A 22,872-nucleotide genomic window follows, 5' to 3' on the forward strand; every position below is an offset into this window, starting at 1 on the left:
GTCAGCTTCGGTAGAGGGAGACGACCTGCTCGCCGCACGCGGCGGGCTCGCCGTACCAACCGCCCCAACGACTGTCGAGCGCGAGGTCGGCCAGCTCGGCCATCAGGTCCAGCTCCGCGGGCCACACGTAGCGCAGCGGCACACCATCGCTCAGGAACAGCGTCTGGCGGGCGCAGTCGTGCCCGGTGACGAGCGGGTGCGCCGCCCAGCGGGCCGGGTCGGGGTGGAACCCCTGGACGACCAGGCCGCCGCCGGGACGCAGCAGCGTCGCGAGCCGGCGGACCAGGTGGACCTGCTCACGCTGCACGAGCAGCCGCGAGAGGACGTCGGAACCCGCGTAGACGACGTCGAAGCGCTGACCGCGCAGGCTTTCGAGGCCCACAGTGGCGTCTTCGGTGACCGCGTAGCCGCTCGCCGCGAGCGCGTCCGCCACCGAGCCACCGCCCGGGACCAGCACGCGGGGACGCCGGGCGACGCGGTCGGCGATCTCGGCGACGAACGCCGCCGCGCCGGCCGGGTCAGCGGCCAGCGGGGCGAACCAGGCGTCGAGGGTCACGGCCGGCTTCTCGGCGATGCGGGTCGGCATCGGGGCCACCTCACTTCACGGACTGGTCGGATGCTCCCTACGCAGAGTGCCGGACCGACCTAAAGTCGACCTTGCGCACGCCGAAGCGGCCCGTGCGCGGAGCACGGGCCGCCTGGGTGTCGCGGGAGGTCAGCCGCGGGAGCGCTGGTGGAACTTCCGGATCGCGAGGTACGCGGCCCCGGCGGTGATGACGACCCACCAGGCCAGCGCCAGCCAGCCGGTCGAGCCCAGCTCCGTGCCGTTCATCAGGCCGCGGACGGCGTCGATGAGCACGGTCACCGGCTGGTTGTCGACGACCGCCCGCAGCACCGACGGCATCGACGCCGTGGGCACCAGCGCGCTGGTGGCGTAGGGGACGAAGACGAGGATCATGCCGAGACCCCCCGCGCCCTCGACGGTCTTGGCGATCGAGCCCAGGAGCGTCGCGAGCCAGAACACGCCGGTGGCGAACAGCGTCAGCAGGCCGATCGCGCCGAGCCAGCCGAGCACGCCGGCCGCGGGACGGAACCCGACGGCCAGGCCGACCGCGGCCATCACCACGAACGAGAGCAGGCTGCGCAGCACGCCGGAGACGACGTGCCCCACGAGCACGGCCGGGCCCGCCATGGGCATCGACCGGAACCGCTCGACCAGGCCCTGCGTGAGGTCCGCGGCCACGCCCACCACGGTGGACGTCGAGTTGAAGGCGATGCTGATCGCCAGCAGGCCGGGCAGCAGGTAGTCGATGTAGGCCATGCCCGGCACGGTGATCGCGCCACCGAACATGAAGCGGAACAGCAGCAGGAGCACGATCGGCAGCGAGACCGCCTGGATCAGCATCTCCGAGTTGCGGGCGATGTGCTTGACGTTGCGCCCGACCAGCACGCGGCAGTCGGACAGCGCCAGTGCGAACGAGGATCGGCTCGGGGTGTCGGGGATCTGCGTCCCCTCGACCTCCCTGGACAGGGTCTGGGTCATCGCTTCTCTCCCGTGGTTCCGGTAAGGGTGTGGAAAACGTCGTCCAGGGTCGGCTCGGACAGCTCGAGCCCGGTGGTCTCGAGGCCCGCGTCGGCGACCTGGTTGAGCACCTGCCGGACCTGGCCGGGCTGGTCGATGGCGACGCTGACGGTGTCGTCGATCAGGACGCCGCCGGTGATGCCGTGCGCGCGGGCCGCCTCGGCGGAGGTGGCGAAGGTGAGCTTGAGCCGCTCGGTCCCCACCTTGCGCTTCAGCTCGGCCGCGGTGCCCTCGGCGACGACGCGGCCCTTGTCGATCACCGCGATGCGGTCGGCCAGCTGGTCGGCCTCCTCGAGGTACTGCGTGGTGAGCAGGATCGTGGTGCCGCCGTCGAGCAGCTCGCGGATCGCGTCCCACATCGCCGAGCGGCTGCGCGGGTCGAGGCCGGTGGTGGGCTCGTCGAGGAACAGCACCGGCGGCGAGGTGATCAGGCTGATCGCCAGGTCGAGCCGGCGGCGCATGCCCCCGGAGTAGGTCTTGACCTGGCGGTCGGCGGCGTCGGTCAGGTCGAACTGCGTGAGCAGCTCGATGGCGCGGGTTTTCGCCTCGGCCGTGCCCAGGTGGAACAGCCGCGCCATCATCTGCAGGTTTTCGCGGCCGGTGAGCAGCTCGTCGACCGCGGTGTCCTGGCCGGTGAGGCCGATCTGCTCCCGCACCTTCCGCTTGGGCCCCCCGAGGTCGTGGCCGTTGATGGTCACGGAGCCGCCGTCGGCGTCCAGCAGGGTGCTCAGGATCCGCACGGTCGTGGTCTTTCCGGCGCCGTTCGGGCCCAGCAGCGCGAACATCGTGCCGCGCTGCACGCTCAGGTCGACGCTTTCCAGGACGTTCACGTCGCCATAGGACTTGCGCAGCCCCCGTGCTTCGATTGCGTAGCCGGTGACCATGGGGTTACCTCTCCTCATTCGGGTCAAGATTCTGGTGAAGCACGGGAAACCTTCCGTACCAGTGGGCCACAGCCGGATCGGGCCGGGCAATAATGGCCGGGGCGGGCGGGAATAGGGGTCGACTAATCGTCGTCACCACCACCGATCGCCATGCTGATCAGGGCGTCGGTGTCGAGGTCGTCGATCGTGGCCTCCTCGACGGCGTCGGGCTCGACGGTCTCCTCCGGCAGGCGCACGCCCGCCAGCTCCAGCAGCCCGTCCAGGAGTCCGGCGGCGCGCAGCTTCTCCAGCGGAATGGCCGCCAGCGCGTCGCGAACCCCTTGCTCGGTCACGGTTTCCTCGACCACCTCGACCTCGGCCGGGGCCAGTTCGCCGACCAGGTGCTCGGCGAGGATCCGCGGGGTCGGGTAGTCGAAGATCAGGCTCACCGGCAGCTTCAGGCTCGTGACGAGGCTGAGCTTGTTGCGGAACCCGGTGGCGGACAACGAGTCGAAGCCGACCTCGTTGAACGAGCGGTCCGGTTCCACCGCCTCCGGCCCGGCGTGGCCGAGCAGGGCGGCGGCGTGCGTGCGCACCAGGGTCAGCACGGTCGGGACGCGCTTGGCCACCGGCAGCCCGGCCAGCTTCCCGGCCAGCTTCTCGGTGTCCTCGGCCTCGTCCTGCGCCGCGCGGCGGCCGGGGGTGCCCGCCAGCCCGCGCAGGACGGCGGGCAGGTCGTCGTCTCCCGACGAGGCCAGCACCCGGGTGTCCAGCGCGATCGGCACCAGCAACGCTTCCGCGGCACCGGCCGTCGAGTCCAGCAGCCGCAGTCCGTCCTCAGTGGACAGTGCGGTGATACCGGTCTCGCCGATGCGGTGCGCGTCGGCGCCGTCCAGTGCCTCGCCCATGCCGCCGGCCCACAGGCCCCACGCGAGCGACGTACCGGCGAGCCCCTCGGCCCGACGCCGGACGGCGAGGGCGTCCAGGAACGCGTTGGCCGCGGCGTAGCTGCCCTGGCCCGGGGGGCCGAGGACGCCGGCGGCCGAGGAGAACAGGACGAACGCGGTGAGGTCCAGCTCGCGGGTGAGCTCGTGCAGCACGGACGCAGCGTCGGCCTTCGGCCGCAGCACGGTGTCGAGCCGGTCCGGGGTCAGCGACGTCAGGACGCCGTCGTCGAGGACGCCGGCGGCGTGCACCACCGCCCGCAGCGGCGCTTCGTCCGGAATCCCGGCCAGCAGCGCGGCCACGGCGTCGCGGTCGGCGACGTCGCAGGCGGCCAAGGTGACGTCGGCGTCGAGCGCGGCCAGTTCGGCCGCGCCGGGAGCATCGGCTCCCCGGCGGCTGACCAGCAGCAGGTGCCGCACACCGTGCTCGGTGACGAGGTGCCGCGCCACGGCCGAGCCGAGTGCGCCGGTGGCGCCGGTGACGAGCACCGTGCCTTCGGGGTCCCAGACCGGTGCGGTGGCCGCGTCGGCCGCCCGGGCCAGCCGCGGCACCAGCACCGCGCCCGCCCGCAGCGCCACCTGCGGCTCGTCGGAGGCCGCCACCGCGGCGAGCGTCCGGCCCGCCGGGGTGCCCGCGCCGAGGTCGACGAGGGTGATCCGGTCCGGGTGCTCGGCCTGCGCCGAGCGGACCAGGCCCGCCACCGCGGCGCCGACCGGGTCGGGGTCCTCCCCCGCCTCGGCGGCCACCGCGCCGCGGGTCACGACGATCAGCGACTCCCCGGAGCCGGCCAGCCAGGTCTGCAGCTCGCCGAGCACGCGATGCAGTTCGGCGTGGAGGTCTGCGCCGCCCGCGGCGAGCACGGCCAGGCCGGTCGCGTCCGAAGCCGAGACCGCCTTCGCGCCCAGAGCTTCGGTGAGGCCGAAGGAGTCGGGACCCAGCACGGACCAGTCGGTGACCTCGGCGACCGCGTCGAGCTCGGCGGGTTCCCAGGCGACGCGGAACAGCGAGTCGCCGCCGCCCGAAGCCGCGGCCTGCGGAACGGCGGACATCGGGCGCAGCAGCAACGACTCCACCGACGCGACCGGAGCCCCGGCGCCGTCGGCGACGTCCAGCGCGACCGCGCCGGTGCCGACCGGGCGGACGTGGACCCGCAGCGTCGTCGCCCCGACGGCGTGCAGCCGCACGCCTTCCCACGCGAACGGCAGCGCCGGCTCGGAACCGGCCGCGCCGGAGACGCCGATCGTGTGCAACGCGGCGTCGAGCACGGCCGGGTGGACGCCGTAGCGGTCCACATCGGACACCGATGCCGGGAGCCGGATCTCGGCGAACGCTTCGCCGTCGCGCTTCCAGGCCGCGACGAGCCCGCGGAACGCGGGTCCGTAGGCCAAGCCGTCGGCGGCCAGCTCCTCGTAGGTGCCTTCCAGGCGCACCTGCTCGGCGCCGGCGGGCGGCCAGGCCGTCAGGTCGAAGTCCGCAGCCTTGCCCGCCTTCGCGAGCTTGCCGGTCGCATGCCGCGTCCACGCTGCGGCCGAGCCTTCGGGCCGCGAGTGGACGCTGAACGCGCGGGTGCCGTCGGCGCCCGGTGCGTCGAGCGCGAACTGGACGCGGACGCCTGTCCGCTCCGGCACGACCAGCGGGTACTCCAGGGTCAGCTCGTCGAGCCGCGGGCAGCCGGCCTCGTCGCCCGCGCGGATCGCCATCTCGACGAACCCGGTGCCGGGGAACAGGATCGAGCCGCCGACGACGTGGTCGGCCAGCCACGGGTGGGTGCCCACGGACAGCCGTCCGCTGAACAGCAGCCCGTCGGCGCCCGCCAGTTCGAGGGCCGCGCCGAGCAGCGGGTGGTCCTCCTGGCTCACGGACCCGACCGTGCTCTCGATCCAGTAGCGCTGCCGCTGGAACGGGTAGGTCGGCAGCGCGACCGGCCGGGCGCCGGTGGGCTCGTACACCGCGTTCCAGTCGACGTCGACGCCGCTGACGTGCAGCTGCGCGACGCCGGTCAGGGCGGCGACCGCTTCGTCGTTCTCCTTGTGCAGCATCGAAGCCAGGACCTCCGGCCGTTCGTCGAAGCACGCGGCCGTCATCGCGGCGAGCGTGGTGTCGGGGCCCAGCTCCAGGAACCGGTTGACGCCCCCGGCCGCGGCGCGGGTAACCGCGTCGGCGAACCGGACGCCTTCGCGCACCTGCTGGACCCAGTACTCCGGCGAGGTCAGGTCGGCACCCTCGGCGACCGTCGAGATGACCGGGATCCGCGGCGACGCGTAGGTCAGCTCCGCGGCGATCGCGCGGAACTCCTCGAGCATCGGCTCCATCAGGCGGGAGTGGAACGCGTGCGACACCTTCAGCTGCTTGGTGCGCTCGAACTTCGCCGCCACCGCGGCTACGGCGTCGGCCGCCCCCGAGATCACGACGGAGTTCGGCCCGTTGACCGCGGCGATGTCGACACTGTCGTCGCGAACTTCCTCCGGCGTCGCTTCGATCGCCACCATCGCACCGCCGGTCGGCAGCGCCTGCATCAGCGCACCCCGGGCGACCACCAGCTTGGCCGCGTCCGCCAGGGAGAACACGCCCGCGCAGTGGGCCGCGGCGATCTCGCCGATCGAGTGGCCGAGCAGGACGTCCGGCTTCACGCCCCACGACCGCACCAAGCGGAACAGCGAGACCTCCAGCGCGAACAGCGCGGGCTGCGTGTAGCGGGTTTCGTCCAGCTCGTCGGTGACCGAGCGGATCGGGCGGTCGAGGTGCCGGTCGAGTTCCGCGCAGACCTCGTCGTACGCGGCCGCGAAGGCCGGGAACTGCTCGGCGAGCCGCGCTCCCATGCCGACGCGCTGCGCGCCCTGGCCGGCGAACAGGAACGCCGTGCGCCCACCCGCGGTGGCGATACCGCTGACGACGCCGCGCGCCTCCTCTTCGTCGACCAACGCGGCGAGGCCGCGGACGAACTGCGGCGAGCGCTGGCCGATCAGCACCGCGCGGCGGTCGAATGCACTGCGCGTCGTGGCCAGCGAGAAGCCGATGTCGGCGAGGCTGCCCTCCGGGTCTTCGTCCACATAGGACATGAGCTGCTCGGCCTTCGCCCGCAGCGCCGCCGCGCCGCGGCCGGAGACCGGCCAGGCGACCGGACCTTCGTAGTCGTGGCCACCGGTGACTTCGCGGCGGTCGCCTTCTTCCAGGATCACGTGGGCGTTGGTGCCGCTGACGCCGAACGACGAGACCCCGGCCCGGCGGATGTGCCCGTTGGGCAGCCACTTCACCGGCTCCACCAGCGCCCGCACCGCGCCGGACGACCAGTCGATCTCGGTCGACGGGCGGCCGACGTGCAGCGTCGCGGGCAGCTCGCCCTGGCGCATGGCCAGCACCATCTTGATCACCCCGGCCGCACCGGCCGCGGCCTGCGTGTGACCGAGGTTCGACTTGACCGAACCGATCCACAGCGGGCGGTCGGCCGAGGTCTCCTTGCCGTAGGTGGCCAGCAGGGCCTGGACCTCGATCGGGTCGCCCAGCTTCGTGCCGGTGCCGTGCGCCTCGACGGCGTCGACGTCGGCCGCGGTGATGCCGGCGTCGGCCAGCGCGGCGCGGATGACGCGCTGCTGGGCGGGGCCGTTGGGGGCGGTGAGGCCGTTGGACATGCCGTCCTGGTTGACCGCGCTGCCCTTGAGCACCGCGAGCACCGGGTGGCCGAGGCGGCGAGCGTCGGACAGCCGCTCCAGCACGACCACGCCGACACCTTCGGACCAGGTGGTGCCGTCGGCGTCGTCGGAGAACACCTTGCAGCGGCCGTCGGCGGCCAGCCCCTTCTGGCGGCTGAACTCGACGAACGTCTCCGGCGTCGCCATCACGGTCACGCCGCCGGCAAGGGCGAGGGTGCAGTCGCCGCCGCGCAGGGCCTGGGCGGCCATGTGCATCGCGACCAGCGAGGACGAGCACGCGGTGTCGACGCTGACGGCCGGGCCCTCCAGCCCGAGGGTGTAGGACACCCGGCCGGTGACGATCGAGCCGGCGCTGTTCGCGCCCACGTAGTCGTGGTACTGGACGCCCGCGTAGACGCCGGTCGGGCTGCCCTTGAGCGAGGACGGGTCGATGCCCGAACGCTCGAGGGCCTCCCAGCAGGCTTCCAAGAGGAGCCGCTGCTGCGGGTCGATGGCCGGTGCTTCCTTCGGCGAGACACCGAAGAACGTCGCGTCGAAGTCCCCGGCGTCGTGGACGAACCCGCCGCGGGCGACGTAGGTCGTGCCGGGGCGGCGGCCGGTCGGGTCGAGCAGGCCGTCGACGTCCCAGCCGCGGTCGGCGGGGAAGTCGCCGATGGCGTCCCGGCCGTTGGCGACCAGTTCCCACAGCTGCTCCGGCGAGGTGACGCCGCCGGGCAGCCGGCACGCCATGCCGACGATCGCGATGGGCTCGTCGGACGCCTTGGACGACGCCGTGGCGATCTCTTCCACCGTGCCCACCAGTTCGGTGAGCAGGTGCGCGGCCAGCGCCGACGGCGTCGGGTGGTCGAAGATGAGGGTCGCGGGCAGCCGTTGCCCGGTCGCCGCGGTGAGGCCGTTGCGCAGCTCGATCGCGGTGAGCGAGTCGAAGCCGAGCGACTGGAACTGCGCGCCGGGCTCGATCTCGTGCGCGCCGCCGTAGCCGAGCACGGTCGCGGCGTGGCCGCGGACCAGGTCCAGGACGGCGTCGGCCCGGTCCGCCTCCGGCAAGGCCCGGACGCGGGCGGCGAACGAGTCGACCACCGTCCGCGTTCCGGCCGCGACCCGCCGGGCGGGCCGTCCGGCCAGCTCCTCGAGGGTCTTCGGGAGGGAGTCCAGCTTCCGCAACGCCGGCAGGTCGAGCTTCACCGGCACGACGGCGGCCTGGCGGGAAGCCAGCGCGCGGTCGAACAGGTCAAGAGCGTCCGAAGTGGACAGTGGCACGATGCCGCCCGCTCCCAGGCGGGCGACTTCGGCGGCGGACAGGGTGCCGCCCATGCCACCGACCTCGCCCCACAGGCCCCAGCCCAGCGACTGCGCGGGCAAGCCGTGCGCGACGCGGTGGGCGGCGAGGCCGTCGAGGAACGCGTTCGCGGCGGCGTACCCGCCTTGGCCCGGGGCGCCGAGCACGCCGGAGACCGACGAGAACAGCACGAACGCCGAGAGCGCGGTGTCGCGGGTGAGTTCGTGCAGGTTGAGCGCGCCGTCGACCTTCGGCCGCAGCACGGTGTCGATGCGCTCGGGCGTGAGCGCGGTGATGACGCCGTCGTCGAGGACGCCGGCGGCGTGCACCACGGACGTGAGCGGGTGCTCGGCGGGGATCGCGGCCAGTACCTGAGCCAGGGCCGCGCGGTCGGCGACGTCGCACAGCGCGATGTCGACGTGCACGCCCAGCTCGGCGCCCAGGCTCTCCAGCTCGGGCGTGCCGCGGCGGCTGACCAGCAGGAACCGTCGGACGTCGTACTGCGCGGCCAGGTGCCGGACGAGCGCGCCGCCGATCGCGCCGGACGCGCCGGTGACCAGGACGGTGCCGCCCGGGTGGAAGTACGCCGGTTCGGCGGCCGCCGCGGTGCGCACCAGCCGCGGGACGAGGACCGTGCCGAAGCGGACGGCAGCCTGCGGTTCACCGGTGGCGAGGACCTGCGGCAGGACCTCGGTCACGGTGCTTTCGGTGTCCAGGTCCAAGAGCACGAACGTGTCCGGGTTCTCCTCCTGCGCCGAGCGCACGAGACCCCAGGCGGCAGACGCGGCGAGATCGGTGACTCCCCCGGCGGCCGCGACGGCCCCGCGGGTGACGACGACCAGGCGCGCGTCCTCCGGGTGCTCGTCGGCGAGCCAGTTCTGCAGCGCGGCCAGAACGCGGTGGGTCAGCTCGTGGGTGTCGGTGGCCGCGCACTCGAAGATCTCGACGTTCGAGACGTCGACAGCGGACTCGGCGGCGATCCGCTGCCATTCGATCTTGTAGAGCGGCGCCTCCGCCGCGACCGGCGCGGTGAACGCGCGGAACACAGTCTCGGCGACAGTGGCGACGGGCGCCCCGGTGGTGTCGGCGAGCGCGACCGCGAAGCCGTCCTCGGTGGTCGGCGTGAAGCGCACCCGCAGCGCGGAGGCGCCGGTGGCGTGCAGTTCGACGCCGGTCCAGCAGAACGGGACGCGGCCGACTCCGCCGTCTCCCCCGCCCGCGACGCGCAGGGCGTGCGTGCAGGCGTCGAGTGCGGCCGGGTGGAGGCCGAAGCGCTCGGCGTCGCTGTCTTCGGGCAGGACGACCTCGGCGAAGACCTCGCGGCCGCGGCTCCAGACCGCGCGCAGGGAGCGGAACAGGGGGCCGTAGGTGAGGCCGGTGTCGGCGAAGTCGTCGTAGATGCCGTCGATCGCGACCGGCTCGGCGCCGGACGGCGGCCATTCGGTCAGTTCGGTGCCGCGGTGGGTCTGCGGCGCGACGGTGCCACCGGCGTGCAGCGTCCACGGCTCGCCGGTGACACCGGTGTCTTCGGGACGCGAGTGGATCTGCACCGGACGGACGCCGTGCTCGTCGGCGATCCCGACCGTCACCTGCACCTGGACGCCGGTGCGGTCCGGGACGACCAGCGGGCTGCCGAGCGTCAGCTCTTCGATCCGGCCGCAGCCGACCTGGTCGCCGGCGCGGATCGCCAGCTCCAGGAAGGCCGTGCCGGGCACGGTGGCGACGTCGCCGAGCCGGTGCCCGTCGAGCCACGCGTGGGTCTCGAGGGACAGGCGGCCGGTGAGCACGACCCCGTCGGTGTCGGCGAGCGCGATGGCCGCGCCGAGCAGCGGGTGCCCGGCGGAGGTGAGGCCCGCGGCGGTGACTTCGTCGCGGTTGGCGCGGGCGTCGAGCCAGTAGCGCTTGCGCTGGAAGGCGTACGGCGGCAGGTCGGCGCGCCGGGCGCCGCGGCCCTCGAACACCGCGGCCCAGTCCGGGGCCAGCCCGCTGACGTACAGCTCGGCGAGGGCGGTGAGCGCGGCCCGCGGCTCGGGCCGGTCCTTGCGCAGGACCGGCACGACGACGGCGTCGAAGCTCTGGCGAGCGAGAGCGGACAGCACGCCGTCGGGCCCGACCTCGACGAACCGCGAGACGCCCTGGTCGCTGAGCGCGGTGAGCCCGTCGTGGAAACGGACGGCCGCGCGGACGTGCGAGACCCAGTACTCCGCCGTGGCGACCTCTCCTCCGGCCAGTGCGCCGGAGACGTTGGACACCAGCGGGATCGTGGGCTCGGAGTAGGTGAGCGTGCGGGCGACCTCGGCGAACTCGGCCAGCATCGGCTCCATCAGCGGCGAGTGGAACGCGTGCGACACCTTGAGCTTCGACGACTTGCGGCCCTCGAACTGCGCGACCACCGCGGTGACGGCGTCTTCGGTGCCGGAGAGCACGACGGAGTCAGGGCCGTTGATCGCGGCGATGCTGACGCCGTCGGTCAGGTGCGGGGTGACCTCGTCCTCGGTCGCCTGCAGCGCGACCATCGCTCCGCCGGTGGGCAGCGCCTGCATGAGCTTCGCGCGGGCGGCGACCAGCGTGCAGGCGTCGGCCAGGGACAGCACCCCGGCGACGTGCGCGGCGGCCAGCTCGCCGACCGAATGGCCGAGCAGGAAGTCGGGCTTGAGGCCCCACGACGACAGCAGCCGGAACAGCGCGACCTCGATCGCGAACAGCGCGGGCTGGGTGTAGCCGGTCTGGTTGATCAGGCGCGGCTTGTCGAAGACGACCGTCTTCAGCGGGCGGTCGAGGTGCTGGTCCAGCTCCGCGCAGACCTCGTCGAACGCGGCGGCGAAGACCGGGAACGCGGCGGCCAGCTCGGCCCCCATCCCGGCGCGCTGCGCGCCCTGGCCGGAGAACAGGAACGCGGTCAGCCCTTCGACCGGGGTGCCGGCTTCCACGGCCGCAAGACCCGCCTTGCCGTCGAACACCACCGCACGGTGACTCAGCGGCGAGCGGGACGTCGCCAACGAGAACCCGATGTCGAGTGCCGAGGCGTCCACATCGGACAGTCGGGCTGCCTGAGCCTTCAGAGCGGCGGCACCGTGCCCGGAGAGGGGCCACGGGACCGGCACGTCCGCGGGCCAGCTCGGCGTGACGTCCTCGACGTCGATGGCGGGCGCTTCCTCGATGATCACGTGCGCGTTGGTGCCGCTCACCCCGAACGACGACACACCCGCACGACGCGGCGTCGAGCCCGCCTCCCACGAACGTTCCTCGGTCAGCAGCTCGACGTTGCCGGCCGTCCAGTCGACCTCGGTGGTCGGCTCGGTGACGTGCAGGGTCTTGGGCAGGACGCCGTTCTGCAACGCCTGCACCATCTTGATCACGCCGCCGACGCCGGCCGCGCCCTGGGCGTGGCCGATGTTCGACTTGATCGAGCCGAGCCACAGCGGGCGGTCGCGGTCCTGGCCGTAGGTGGCGAGCAGGGCCTGGGCCTCGATCGGGTCGCCGAGCGTGGTGCCGGTGCCGTGGCCCTCGACGGCGTCCACATCGGACGCGGAAAGCTGTGCGTTGGCCAGTGCCTGGCGGATGACGCGCTGCTGGGACGGGCCATTGGGCGCGGTGAGACCGTTGGACGCGCCGTCGGAGTTGACCGCGGACCCGCGCACGACGGCGAGGACCGGGTGCCCGTTGCGGCGCGCGTCGGACAGGCGCTCCAGCAGGAGCGTGCCCGCGCCCTCGGCCCAGCCGGTGCCGTCGGCGCTGTCGGAGAACGGCTTGCAGCGGCCGTCCGCGGCGAGTCCGCGCTGGCGGCTGAACGCGACGAACGGGCCGGGGCGCGACATCACCATCACGCCGCCGGCCAGCGCCAGCGCGCAGTCGCGCTGCCGAAGGGCCTGCACGGCGAGGTGCAGGGCGACCAGCGAAGACGAGCAGGCCGTGTCGATCGTGATGGCCGGGCCCTCGAGGCCCAGCGCGTAGGCGATCCTGCCGGAGATGACCGAGCCGGCGTTGCCGGTGCTCAGGTAGTCCTGGACCTCGCCGGCGAGCACCGACGGCGGCAGCTCGTCGTAGTAGTCCTGGTCGCCGCTGCCGAGGAACACGCCGACCTGCTGCTTCGCCAACGAATGGGGCGCGATGCCGCCGCGCTCGAACGTCTCCCACGCCAGCTCCAGCACGAGCCGCTGCTGCGGGTCCATGGCGAGCGCTTCGCGCGGCGAGACGCCGAAGAAGGGCGCGTCGAACTGGGCGACGTCGTGGATGAAGCCGCCCTCGCTCACGTAGCTCGTGCCCGGGCTGTCGGGGTCGGCGTCGAACATCGAGTCCAGGCCCCAGCCGCGGTCGGTCGGGAACGCGCCGATGGCGTCCCGGCCGTCCGCGACCAGGTCCCAGAGGTCCTCCGGTGAACGGACGTCGCCCGGGTACCGGCAGCCCATCGCGACGATCGCGATCGGCTCGGCGTCCGCGGCTTCGACCTCGCGCAGCCGCTCCCGCGTCTCCTGCAGGGTGGCGGTCACCCGCTTCAGGTAGTCGACCAGCTTGCTTTCGTCAGTCATCGGTCAGATACCTCTCAGGCGCCAAGCTCGTTGTCGATGAGGGCGAACAGCTCATCCGTGGTCGCGGTCTCCAGCACATCGGTGGTCTTGGTGCCGGACAGGGTCTTGTGCAGGGTGGTGACCATCGCCTGCAGCCGGGCGACGATCCGGGACCGGTCGATCTCGGCGGCGTCCAGGCCGGCGGCCACCGCCTCCAGGCGGTCCAGCTCGACTTCGAGCGGGACCGCGGCCTCGCCGCCCAGCTGGGTCCACAGGTGCTCGGCGAGCGCCTGCGGGTTGACGTGGTCGAAGGCGACGGTCGCCGGCAGCTTCAGGCCGGTGGCCGCGCCGAGCCGGTTGCGCAGGTCGACCGCGGTGACGGAGTCGAAGCCCAGCTCCTTGAACGCGCGGGCCGGTTCGACCGCCGAGCCGCCGTCGTAGCCGGCCACCACGGCGACCTGGCCGCGGACCAGCTCCAGCAACGTCCGCTGCTGCTCGGCGGGGGTCAGAGCGGCCAGCTTCGCCTTGAGATCGCCGTTGTCGGCCTGGGTTTCGGTCTTGTCCTCGGCGACCTCGGGCAGCGCGCGCAGCAGCGGCCGCGGGCGGGCGAGCTGGTAGACCGGGGCGAACGCGGCCCAGTCGATGTCGGCGACGACCAGCTGGGTCTCGTCGTGGTCCAGGGCCTGGCCCAGCGCTTCGACGGCGAGTTCCGGCGCCATCTCGGCCAAGCCCATGCGACGCAGCAGGTCGCTCGCCTCGGCGTCGACCATGCCCCCGCCGCCCCAGGAACCCCAGGCGATCGCGGTCGCGGTGCGGCCCGCGGCGCGCCTGCGCCGGGCGAGCGCGTCGAGGTAGGCGTTGCCCGCGGCGTAGGCGGGCTGGCCGGAGGTGCCCCACACGGCGGCCCCGGAGGACATCAGCACGAACGCGTCCAGCTCGGTGTCGCCGAGCAGTTCGTCGAGCAGCGCGGCGCCGGTGACCTTGGCGCGGGTGGCCGCGGCGAACTCGGCGGGCGTGACGTCGGCCAAGGGCGACTCGGCGGTGAGGACACCGGCGGCGTGCACCACGGCGGTCGGCGGGTGCTCGGCTAGTAGAGCCTTCAGCTGTTCCCTGTCGGAGACGTCGCAGGCCACCACGGTGGCACCCAGCTCGTCGACCAGCTCACGCGCGCCTTCGGCGTCGAGACCGCGGCGGCTGGTGAGCACGATGTGCTCGGCACCGCGGCCGGCCAGCCAGCGCGCGACGTGTGAGCCGACCGCGCCGGTGCCGCCGGTGACCAGGACGGTCCCCCGCGGCTCCCACCCGCCCGCGGTGCCCTTCAGCGGGGCGCGGACCATCCGCCGGGCGAACACCCCGGACGGCCGGATCGCCACCTGGTCCTCACTGTCCACACCGGACACCACGGCGGCCAGGCGGGCGGCGTCGGCGGGGCCGTCGACGTCGACCAGGCCGCCCCAGGTGGCGGGCAGGTCGAGCGCGGCGACCGTGCCGAGGCCCCACACCGCCGCGGCGGCCGGGTCGGCGTCGGAGAAGGCGTCCACCGCGACCGCGCCGCGGGTGACGACCCAGGTGGGAGCGTCGACGCCGGTGTCGCGCAGAGCCTGCAGCAGCGCGATGGTGGCGGCGACCGCGGTGCTGAGCGCGGGGTGTTCCGGGTGTTCGCGGGTGTCGAGGGCGAGCAGCGACAGCACGCCGTCGAACGGCCGCAGCGCCGTGGCTTCCGTGAGCAGTTCAGCCAGGGCTTCGCGGTCGGCCGTCGCGAGCACCCGCACGACGTCGCCTTGCCCGGCGAGCGCGTCGGCCAGTTCGGCCGCCGCGGGGACGTCCGCGGGCACGACGACCAGCCAGGCGCCGGTCAACCCGCCCGTGACGCTCACCGGCGCCCAGGAGACGCGGTAGCGCCACGATTCCACTGTGGACAGCTCGGTGCGGCGTCCGTGCCACGCGGCCAGGGCCGGGACGACCTCGGCCAGCGGGGCGGCCTTGACGCCGAGCCGCTCCGCGAGGCCGTCGACGTCGCCGCTCGTGACGTCCTGCCAGAAGTCCTGGTCGGCGACACTCGCGGGTGCGGTGGGAGTGCCTGCTTCCTCTTCGAGCCAGAAGCGCTTGTGCTGGAAGGGATAGGTCGGCAGGTCCGTGATCCGGCCGCCGGGCACCAGCGAGGCCCAGTCCGCAGCGCCGCCGCGGACGGAGTGCTCGGCCAGCGAGGTCGCAAAGCGCGTGAGACTGCCTTCGTCGCGACGCAATGTGCCGGTGACGGAACCGCTGTGCCCGCCTTCGTCGAGGGTCTCCTGGATGCTCATGGCCAGCACCGGGTGCGGGCTGATCTCGACGAACCGCGTGTAGCCCGCCTCGGCGAGCTTCGCGACGACCGGGGCGAACCGGACCGTGGTGCGCAGGTTGGTGAACCAGTACCGCGCGTCCATGGTGGCCCCGGGCTCTTCGGTCACCGTGGACGTCATCGCGACACTCCCGGCGCCGGGCGTGATCGGACCCAGGTCGGCCAGCAGGCGGTCGACGAGGTGCTCGACGTGCGCGGAGTGCGACGCGTAGTCCACCGGTACGCGCTTGGCGCGGAACCCTTCGGCGAGGAGCTGGTCGCGCAGCTCGTCGAGGGCCTCGCCGTCGCCGGACAGCACGGCCGAGGTGGCGCCGTTGTCGGCGGCCAGGGAGATCCGGCCGTCCCAGGCTTCCAGTCGCTTCAGCAGTTCGGCGGCGGGGAGGCCGGCGGCCAGCATGCCGCCGCCGCGTCCGCCGAGGACGTCCCCGATCGCCTTGCTCCGCAACGCGACCACGCGAGCACCGTCCTGAAGGGACAGCGCACCGGAGACGGTCGCGGCGGCGATCTCGCCCTGCGAGTGCCCGATCACCATGTCCGGCTCGACGCCGTGCGCGCGCCACAGCGCGGCCAGCGACACCATCACCGCCCACAGCATCGGCTGGACGACGTCGACGCGGTCGGCCGGCGGCGTGCCGGGCTCGCCGTGGAGCACGGCGACCACCGACCAGCCGGTGAACTCGCTCAGCGCGGCGTCGCACTCGGCCATCCGCGCGGCGAACGCCGGCGACTGCTCGATCAGCTCGATCGCCATGCCGGTCCACTGGGAGCCCTGGCCGGGGAAGACGAACACGGTCTTGCCGCGGACGTCGGCGGTCCCGGTGACGACGTCGGGCCGCGAACCGCCCGCGGCCAGCGTCTCCAAGGCCTGTTTGGCGTCCGTCGAGAGCACCACCGCGCGGTGGTCGAGCTGCGCGCGGCCGGTGGCGAGGGTGTGGGCGACGTCGACGAGGTCGGTGTCCACCTGGGACGCCAGCCGGCCGGCGGCTTCGGCGAGCGCGGCCGCGGTCTTGGCCGACAGGACCAGCGGGTGGACGGCGGCCTTCGGCGCCTCGACCGTGTCGGTCTCGGGAGCCTGCTCCAGGATGACGTGCGCGTTGGTGCCGCTGACGCCGAACGACGAGACCGCCGCCCGGCGCGGACGGCCCACCTCGGGCCAGTCGCGCGGCTCGGTGAGCAGCTCGACCGCGCCGGCCGTCCAGTCGACGTGCGTCGACGGCGTGCCGACGTGCAGGGTGCGCGGCGCCTTGCCGTGCCGCAGCGCCTGCACCATCTTGATCACGCCCGCGACGCCCGCCGCGGCCTGCGGGTGGCCCATGTTGGACTTGATCGAGCCGAGCAGCAGCGGCTCGCCGGTGGCGCGCTGCCCGTAGGTCTCCATCAGCGACTGCGCCTCGATGGGATCGCCGAGCGCGGTGCCGGTCCCGTGCGCCTCGACGAGGTCCACATCGGACCGCGACAGCCCGGCGTCGGCCAGCGCGGCTTCGATCACGCGGACCTGAGAGGGGCCGTTGGGGGCGGAGAAGCCGTTGCTGGCACCGTCCTGGTTGATCGCGGAGCCGCGCAGCAGCGCGAGGACGCGGTGGCCGTTGCGGCGCGCGTCGGAAAGCTTCTCCAGCACGAGGACGCCGACGCCCTCGGCCCACGACGTCCCGTCGGCATCGTCCGAAAAGGACCGGCTGCGGCCGTCGGCGGCGAGCCCGCGGCGGCCGCTGAAGTCGACGAACATCTCAGGGGTACCCATCACGGCGACGCCGCCGGCGAGCGCGAGCGTGCAGTCGCCGTCGCGCAGGCCCTGCGCGGCCATGTGCAGCGCGACCAGCGACGACGAGCACGCGGTGTCCACCGACACGGACGGGCCTTCGAGGCCGAGGGTGTAGGAGACCTGCCCGGAGACGAGGCTGCCGTCGGGGCTGCCGCCGCTGTAGTCGTGGTACATCACGCCGGCGTAGACCCCGGTCGGGCTGCCCTTGAGCGCGTGCGGGTCGAGCCCTGCGCGTTCGAAGGCCTCCCACGAGGCTTCGAGGAGGATGCGCTGCTGCGGATCGGCGCGGCGGGCGTCGCGCGGGCTGATGCCGAAGAACTCGGCGTCGAAACCCGGGGCGTCGTAGAGGAAGCCGCCGTGGCGCGTGTAGGTCTTGCCGGGCCGGTCGGGGGTGGGGTCGTAGATGCCCTCGAGGTCCCAGCCGCGGTCGGCGGGGAACTCCCCGATGACGTCGCGGCCCTGGTCGACGAGGTCCCACAGGTCGTCCGGCGTGCGGACGTCCCCGGGGTAGCGGCAGCTCATGCCGATGATGGCGATGGGTTCGGCGTGCTTGGCCTCGAGCTCCTGCACCCGGCGCCGGGCCGCCTGCAGGTCCGCCGTCGCGCGCTTCAGGTAGTCGCGGAGCTTGTCCTCGTTGCTCATGAGATGCCCAATTCCTCGTCCAGCACGGCAAAAAGCTCGTCGTCGGTGGCTTCGTCCAGGTCGGCCGCTTCGGGGACGCCCGTGTTCGCCTCGGTCCACTTGCGGGACAGCGCCTCGAGGCGCGCGGTGACCTTCGCCGTCGAGCCGTTCAGCGATCCCGCGCCGGCCAGGAGTGCTTCCAGACGGTCGATTTCGGCCAGCAGCGAGTCGGCCGCGCCGCGGCTCGGGCCCAGCAGGGCGTGCAGCCGGGCGGCCAGCGCCGCCGGGGTCGGGTGGTCGAACACGATCGTCGCCGTCAGCTTCAGGCCCGTCAGAGCGCCGAGCTGGTTGCGCAGCTCCACCGATGTCAGGGAGTCGAAGCCCATCTCCTGGAAGGCGCGCTCCGGCTCGACGAACCCGAGCCCCAGCACCGCCTTGACCTGGTCGGATACGACTTCCAGCAGGTACGCCTGACGTTCGGACTCCGGCAACGTGGCGAGCCGTGCCGTGACGGCGCCGTCGTTCTTCGCCGCCGTCCGGCGGGGGGCCGCGGGCCGGACCATGCCGCGCAGGACCGGCGGCAGCGAGTCCGCGCGGGACCGCAGGGCCGCGAGGTCCAGCTTGACCGGCGCGAGGACGGCGTCCTCCGCGACCAGGCAGGCGTCGAGCAGGGCGAGCGCGTCGGCGGTGGCCATCGGCGGGGTGCCGAGGCGGCGCAGGCGGCGGAAGTCGGCCTCGACCAGCTCGCCGGCCATCCCGCCGTCCTCGGCCCAGGCGCCCCAGTCCAGCGCCGTCGCCGGGAGGCCCTGGGCGTGGCGGTGGCGGGCGAGTTCGTCGAGGAACGCGTTGGCCGCGGCGTATCCGGCCTGCCCGGCGGCCAGCACCGTGCTCGCGGCCGACGAGAACAGGATGAACGCGTCGAGGTCCGCCGTGCACTCGTGGAGGTTCCAGGCGCCGTCGACCTTCGGGGCGAAGACGCGGTCGAGTTCTTCCGCGGTGAGGTTCTCGATGCGGCCGGCGGACGGGACGCCCGCCGCGTGCACCACCGCGGTCAGCTCGACGCCGTCGACCAGCGCCGCGACCGACGCGCGGTCGGTGACGTCGCAGCTCGCGATCGTGACTTCGGCGCCCAGAGACTGCAACTTGTCACGTAGTTCGGTTGCGCCGGGCGCGTCGGCACCGCGGCGGCTGGTGAGCAGCAGGTGCCGGACGCCGTGGTTCGTCACCAGGTGCTTCGCGACGACGGCACCGAGTCCGCCGGTACCGCCGGTGATCAGGACCGTGCGGTCCAGGTTCCAGCCCAGGTCGCCGGTCGGCGTCGCCGCGACCAGGCGCGGCACCAGAACCTTGCCGTCGCGGATGGCCACCTCGGGTTCGCCGGTGGCCAGCGCGGCGTTGACGTCGTCGCCGTCGACGAGCACGAACCGGCCCGGGTTCTCGGCTTCGGCCGCCCGGACCAGGCCCCAGACCGTCGCGAGAGCCGGGTCGACGTCCTCGCCGGCCACCGAGACCGCGCCGCGCGTGACGACGGCCAGGCGGTCCTCGGAGTCCCGGATGGCGGCCAGCACCTGACGGGCGGCCGCGCGTGCTCGCTCCGGAACCGAGCCGTCCGATATGGACACTTCCAGGACCTTCGCGACGACCGCGGTGCCCGAGGGCGCCGGCTCCCAAGCCACGCGGAACAGCGAGCTGGGAGCGAGCTTTTCGAGTGAGATCGGCCGGGCGGCCAAGGAATCGACGGACAGCACCGGGACGCCGGCGGCGTCGGCGATCCGCAGCGTGATGGTGTCGGGGCCGGCCGGCGACACGTGGACCCTCAGCGCGGACGTGCCCGCGGCGTGCCAGGTGGTGCCGCTGAAGGCGAACGGCAGCATCGGCTTCGCTTCGCCGTCCGCCGGGACCGGGCCGAGCAGCTGGGCGTGCATGGCCGCGTCGAGCAGGGCCGGGTGCAGGCCGTAGTCGCGGGCGTCGGCCAGGGCGACCTCGGCGTAGACGTCGTCGCCGGCCCGCCACATCGCCCGCAGGCCCTGGAACGCCGGGCCGTAGTCGTAGCCGAGGTCCGCGAGCTGCGCGTAGGGATCCGCGAGCGCGACCTCGGTGGCGCCCGCGGGCGGCCACTCGGTGAGGTCGAACGACGGCGCGGCGGCTTCGGCGGTCACGAAGCCTTCGGCGTGGAGCGTCCAGGCGTCCTCTCCGTCGGGTCGCGAGTGGACGGTGACGCGGCGGCGTCCGTTCTCCTCGGCGCCGAGCGACACCTGCAGTGCGGCGCCTTGGCTCAGGACGAGCGGCGCCTGCAGCGTCAGCTCCTCGATGCCGGTGCAGCCGACCTCGTCGGCGGCGGCGCGCGCCAGCTCGACGAACGCCGTGCCGGGCAACAGGATCGTGCCGAGCACGACGTGGTCGGCGATCCACGGCACGGTGTCCGCCGACAGCCGTCCGGTCAGCACGACCGTGTCCGACTCGGGCACGCGGACGACGGCGCTGAGCATCGGGTGCGCGGCCGGCTGCTGGCCGTGGTCCTCGGCGTCGCCGGTCGTGGTGGTGGCCGACAGCCAGTAGCGCGTGCGGCGGAACGCGTAGGTCGGCACCTCGACGCGGCGGGCACCGGCGTAGAACGCTTGCCAGTCCACGAGAATCCCGCGGGCGTGCAGGGTCGCGACCGTGGTGACGACGGCCTGAGCCTCGTCGCGGTCCTTGCGGGCGGCCGGGACGAAGGCGAGCGTGTCGTCGTCCAGCGCGGTGCTCGCGGCGGCGGTCAGGACCGCGGCCGGGCCGATCTCGACGAACGTCCGGACGCCCTCGGCGACGAGTGCGCGCACGCCGTCGTCGAACCGGACGGTCGCGCGGACCTGCTCCACCCAGTATTCCGGCGAAGCGAGGTCAGCATCAAGAGAAACCGTGGAGACGATCGGGATTTCGGGCTTCGCGTAGGTGAGCTTCTCCGCCACGGCGGCGAACTCGGCCAGCATCGGCTCCATCAGCGGCGAGTGGAAGGCGTGCGAGACGCGCAGCTTCTTGGGCCGCTCGAAGTGCGCGACGACGGCGGCGACCTCGTCCTCGGCGCCCGAAACCACCAGGGAGTTCGGGCCGTTGATCGCCGCGATGCTCACGCCGGCCGTCAGCAGCGGGGTCACCTCGGCCTCGGTGGCCGGGATCGTGACCATCGCGCCACCGGTGGGCAGGGCCTGCATGAGCCGGGCGCGGGCCGCGACGAGCGTGCAGGCGTCGTCGAGCGAGAGGATCCCGGCGACGTGCGCCGCGGCCAGCTCGCCGATCGAGTGGCCCAGCAGGTGGTCGGGCCGGACGCCCCACGACTCGAGCAGCCGGTAGAGCGCGACCTCGAACGCGAACAGCGCGGGCTGCGTGAATCCGGTCTGCTGCAGGGCTTCGGCGTCGTCCAGGATCGGCCGGTCGAGGTCCAGGCGGGTGCACGCGGCGTCGAGGGCTTCGGCGAAGACCGGGTACTTCGCGGCGAGAACCTTGCCCATGCCGGCGCGCTGGGCGCCCTGGCCGGTGAAGAGGAAGGCCGTCCGGCCGGTGCCGCGACGGTCGCGGACGACGTTGGGCGCGTTCTCGCCGGCGGCCAGCGCGGCCAGCCCGGCGCGCAGCTCGGCGGCGTCGGAGCCGACGACGACGGCGCGGTGGTCCAGCGCCGAGCGGGTCGTGGCCAGCGAGAACCCGATGTCCGCCAAGTCTCCGACGTGGTCGACAAGCTGCTGCGCCTGAGCGGCGACAGCGTCCGCAGAGTCGGCCGAGATCGGCCACGCGACGACGGGAAGTTCGACCCCGGCAGATTCGCGGGGCGCGGGCTCGGCCTGCTCGATGATCACGTGGGCGTTGGTGCCGCTGATGCCGAACGACGACACCGCGCCTCGGCGAGGCCGCTCCACCGACGGCCATGCGCGAGCCTCGGTGAGCAGTTCCACGGCGCCGGCCGACCAGTCGACGTGCGGCGACGGCGTGTCGACGTGCAGCGTCTTCGGCAGGACGCCGTGCCGGATGGCCTGGACGACCTTGATCACGCCGCCGACCCCGGCGGCCGCCTGGGTGTGCCCGATGTTGGACTTGAGCGAGCCGAGCCACAGGGGCTCTTCCCGGTCTTGCCCGTAGGTGGCCAGCAGCGCCTGCGCCTCGATCGGGTCGCCGAGCTTCGTGCCGGTGCCGTGGCCTTCGACGAGGTCGACGTCCGTTGTGGACAGTCCGGCGGTCGCGAGGGCCTGGCGGATCACGCGCTGCTGTGCCGGTCCATTAGGGACGGTCAAGCCGCTGGAGGCGCCGTCGGAGTTGACCGCGCTGCCGCGAACGACCGCGAGAACGTCGTGGCCCAGGCGCTGGGCGTCGGAGAGCCGTTCGACGACGAGGACGCCGACGCCTTCGCCCCAGCCGGTGCCGTCGGCACCCGCGGCGAAGGCCTTGCAGCGGCCGTCGTCGGACAGGCCGCGCTGCTCGGTGAAGTAGACGAACGTTTCGGGGGTGGCCATCACCGTGACGCCGCCGACGAGGGCCAGCGAGCAGTCGCCGCGGCGCAGCGCCTGCGTGGCCCAGTGCAGGGCGACCAGGGAGGACGAGCAGGCGGTGTCGACCGAGACCGCGGGGCCTTCCAGCCCGAGGGCGTAGGCGACCCGGCCGGAGACGACGCTGCCGGCGGCCGCGTGGCCGAGGTAGTCGTGGTACATCACGCCGGCGAAGACGCCGGTGCTGCTGCCGCGCAAGGTTTCCGGCACGATGCCCGCGCGCTCCAGCGCGGTCCAGGACGTCTCGAGCAGCAGCCGCTGCTGGGCGTCCATGGTGAGCGCCTCGCGGGGTGAGATCCCGAAGAACTCGGGGTCGAATTCCGCGGCGTCGCGCAGGAAGCCGCCTTCCCGCGTGTTCGTGGTGCCGGGCCGCTCGCCCGCCGGGTCGTAGAGGCGGTCGAGGGGCCAGCCGCGGTCGGCCGGGAACGCGCCGATGCCGTCGGTCCCGGTGGCGACCAGCTCCCAGAGGTCGTCGGCCGAGGAGACCCCGCCGGGATAGCGGCAGTCCATGCCCACGATCGCGATCGGCTCGGTGTCGCGCCGCCGGACCTCGTGCAGGGCCCCTTTGGCCTCGCGCAGGTCGGCGGTCGCGCGCTTGAGGTAGTCGAGCAGTTTCCGTTCGTTCTCGGCGCTCACGCCATTACCCCCGTTCCGGCGCGTGGCCGGGAAATGGCAGGAAAAACGGTACTCACGTAATCGACCACCTAACCGCGAATGGGGTGGAAGGTGCCACGTCGAAAACGCTACCGACGGTCTTTGTGCCGCCCCACCCCTAACGGCCCCACAATCAGCGGGTCAGGAGGCGAG

Annotated in this window: 6 protein-coding genes; all 6 read right to left on the reverse strand. The window is 73.4% G+C overall.

Going from position 1 to position 22,872, the window contains the following annotated elements; genetic code table 11:
• Position 1: 1 nt before the first annotated feature.
• Complete coding sequence (locus AB0M59_RS38355; protein ID WP_364625270.1) at positions 2–586, reverse strand: hypothetical protein; 585 nt, start codon at positions 584–586, stop codon at positions 2–4.
• 129 nt (positions 587–715) lie between these two features.
• Positions 716–1,543 carry an ABC transporter permease gene (locus AB0M59_RS38360; protein ID WP_364625273.1) on the reverse strand — a complete coding sequence of 276 codons (828 nt, stop codon included), beginning with the start codon at positions 1,541–1,543 and terminating at the stop codon, positions 716–718.
• A complete protein-coding gene (locus tag AB0M59_RS38365; RefSeq protein ID WP_364625276.1) occupies positions 1,540–2,466 on the reverse strand; it encodes an ATP-binding cassette domain-containing protein in 927 nt (308 codons plus the stop codon). The genes AB0M59_RS38360 and AB0M59_RS38365 overlap by 4 nt, the downstream gene beginning before the upstream one ends.
• 122 nt (positions 2,467–2,588) lie before the next feature.
• A complete protein-coding gene (locus AB0M59_RS38370; protein WP_364625279.1) occupies positions 2,589–12,848 on the reverse strand; it encodes a type I polyketide synthase in 10,260 nt (3,419 codons plus the stop codon).
• Between the two features lie 14 nt (positions 12,849–12,862).
• Positions 12,863–17,572, reverse strand: a complete 4,710-nt coding sequence (locus AB0M59_RS38375; RefSeq protein WP_364625281.1) for a type I polyketide synthase — start codon at positions 17,570–17,572, stop codon at positions 12,863–12,865.
• Positions 17,569–22,701 (reverse strand): SDR family NAD(P)-dependent oxidoreductase, encoded by a 5,133-nt coding sequence (locus AB0M59_RS38380; protein ID WP_364625284.1) that lies wholly within the window; start codon positions 22,699–22,701, stop codon positions 17,569–17,571. Before AB0M59_RS38380 ends, AB0M59_RS38375 begins: the two co-directional genes overlap by 4 nt.
• Positions 22,702–22,872 lie beyond the last annotated feature (171 nt).

This window comes from Amycolatopsis sp. NPDC051371 (assembly GCF_040682155.1).
GTDB lineage: Bacteria > Actinomycetota > Actinomycetes > Mycobacteriales > Pseudonocardiaceae > Amycolatopsis.

Coding starts and splice junctions, on each gene's coding strand:
- AB0M59_RS38355 (WP_364625270.1), bottom strand. CDS start 586: ATGCCGACCCGCATCGCCGAGAAGCCGGCCGTGACCCTCGACGCCTGG.
- AB0M59_RS38360 (WP_364625273.1), bottom strand. CDS start 1,543: ATGACCCAGACCCTGTCCAGGGAGGTCGAGGGGACGCAGATCCCCGAC.
- AB0M59_RS38365 (WP_364625276.1), bottom strand. CDS start 2,466: ATGGTCACCGGCTACGCAATCGAAGCACGGGGGCTGCGCAAGTCCTAT.
- AB0M59_RS38370 (WP_364625279.1), bottom strand. CDS start 12,848: ATGACTGACGAAAGCAAGCTGGTCGACTACCTGAAGCGGGTGACCGCC.
- AB0M59_RS38375 (WP_364625281.1), bottom strand. CDS start 17,572: ATGAGCAACGAGGACAAGCTCCGCGACTACCTGAAGCGCGCGACGGCG.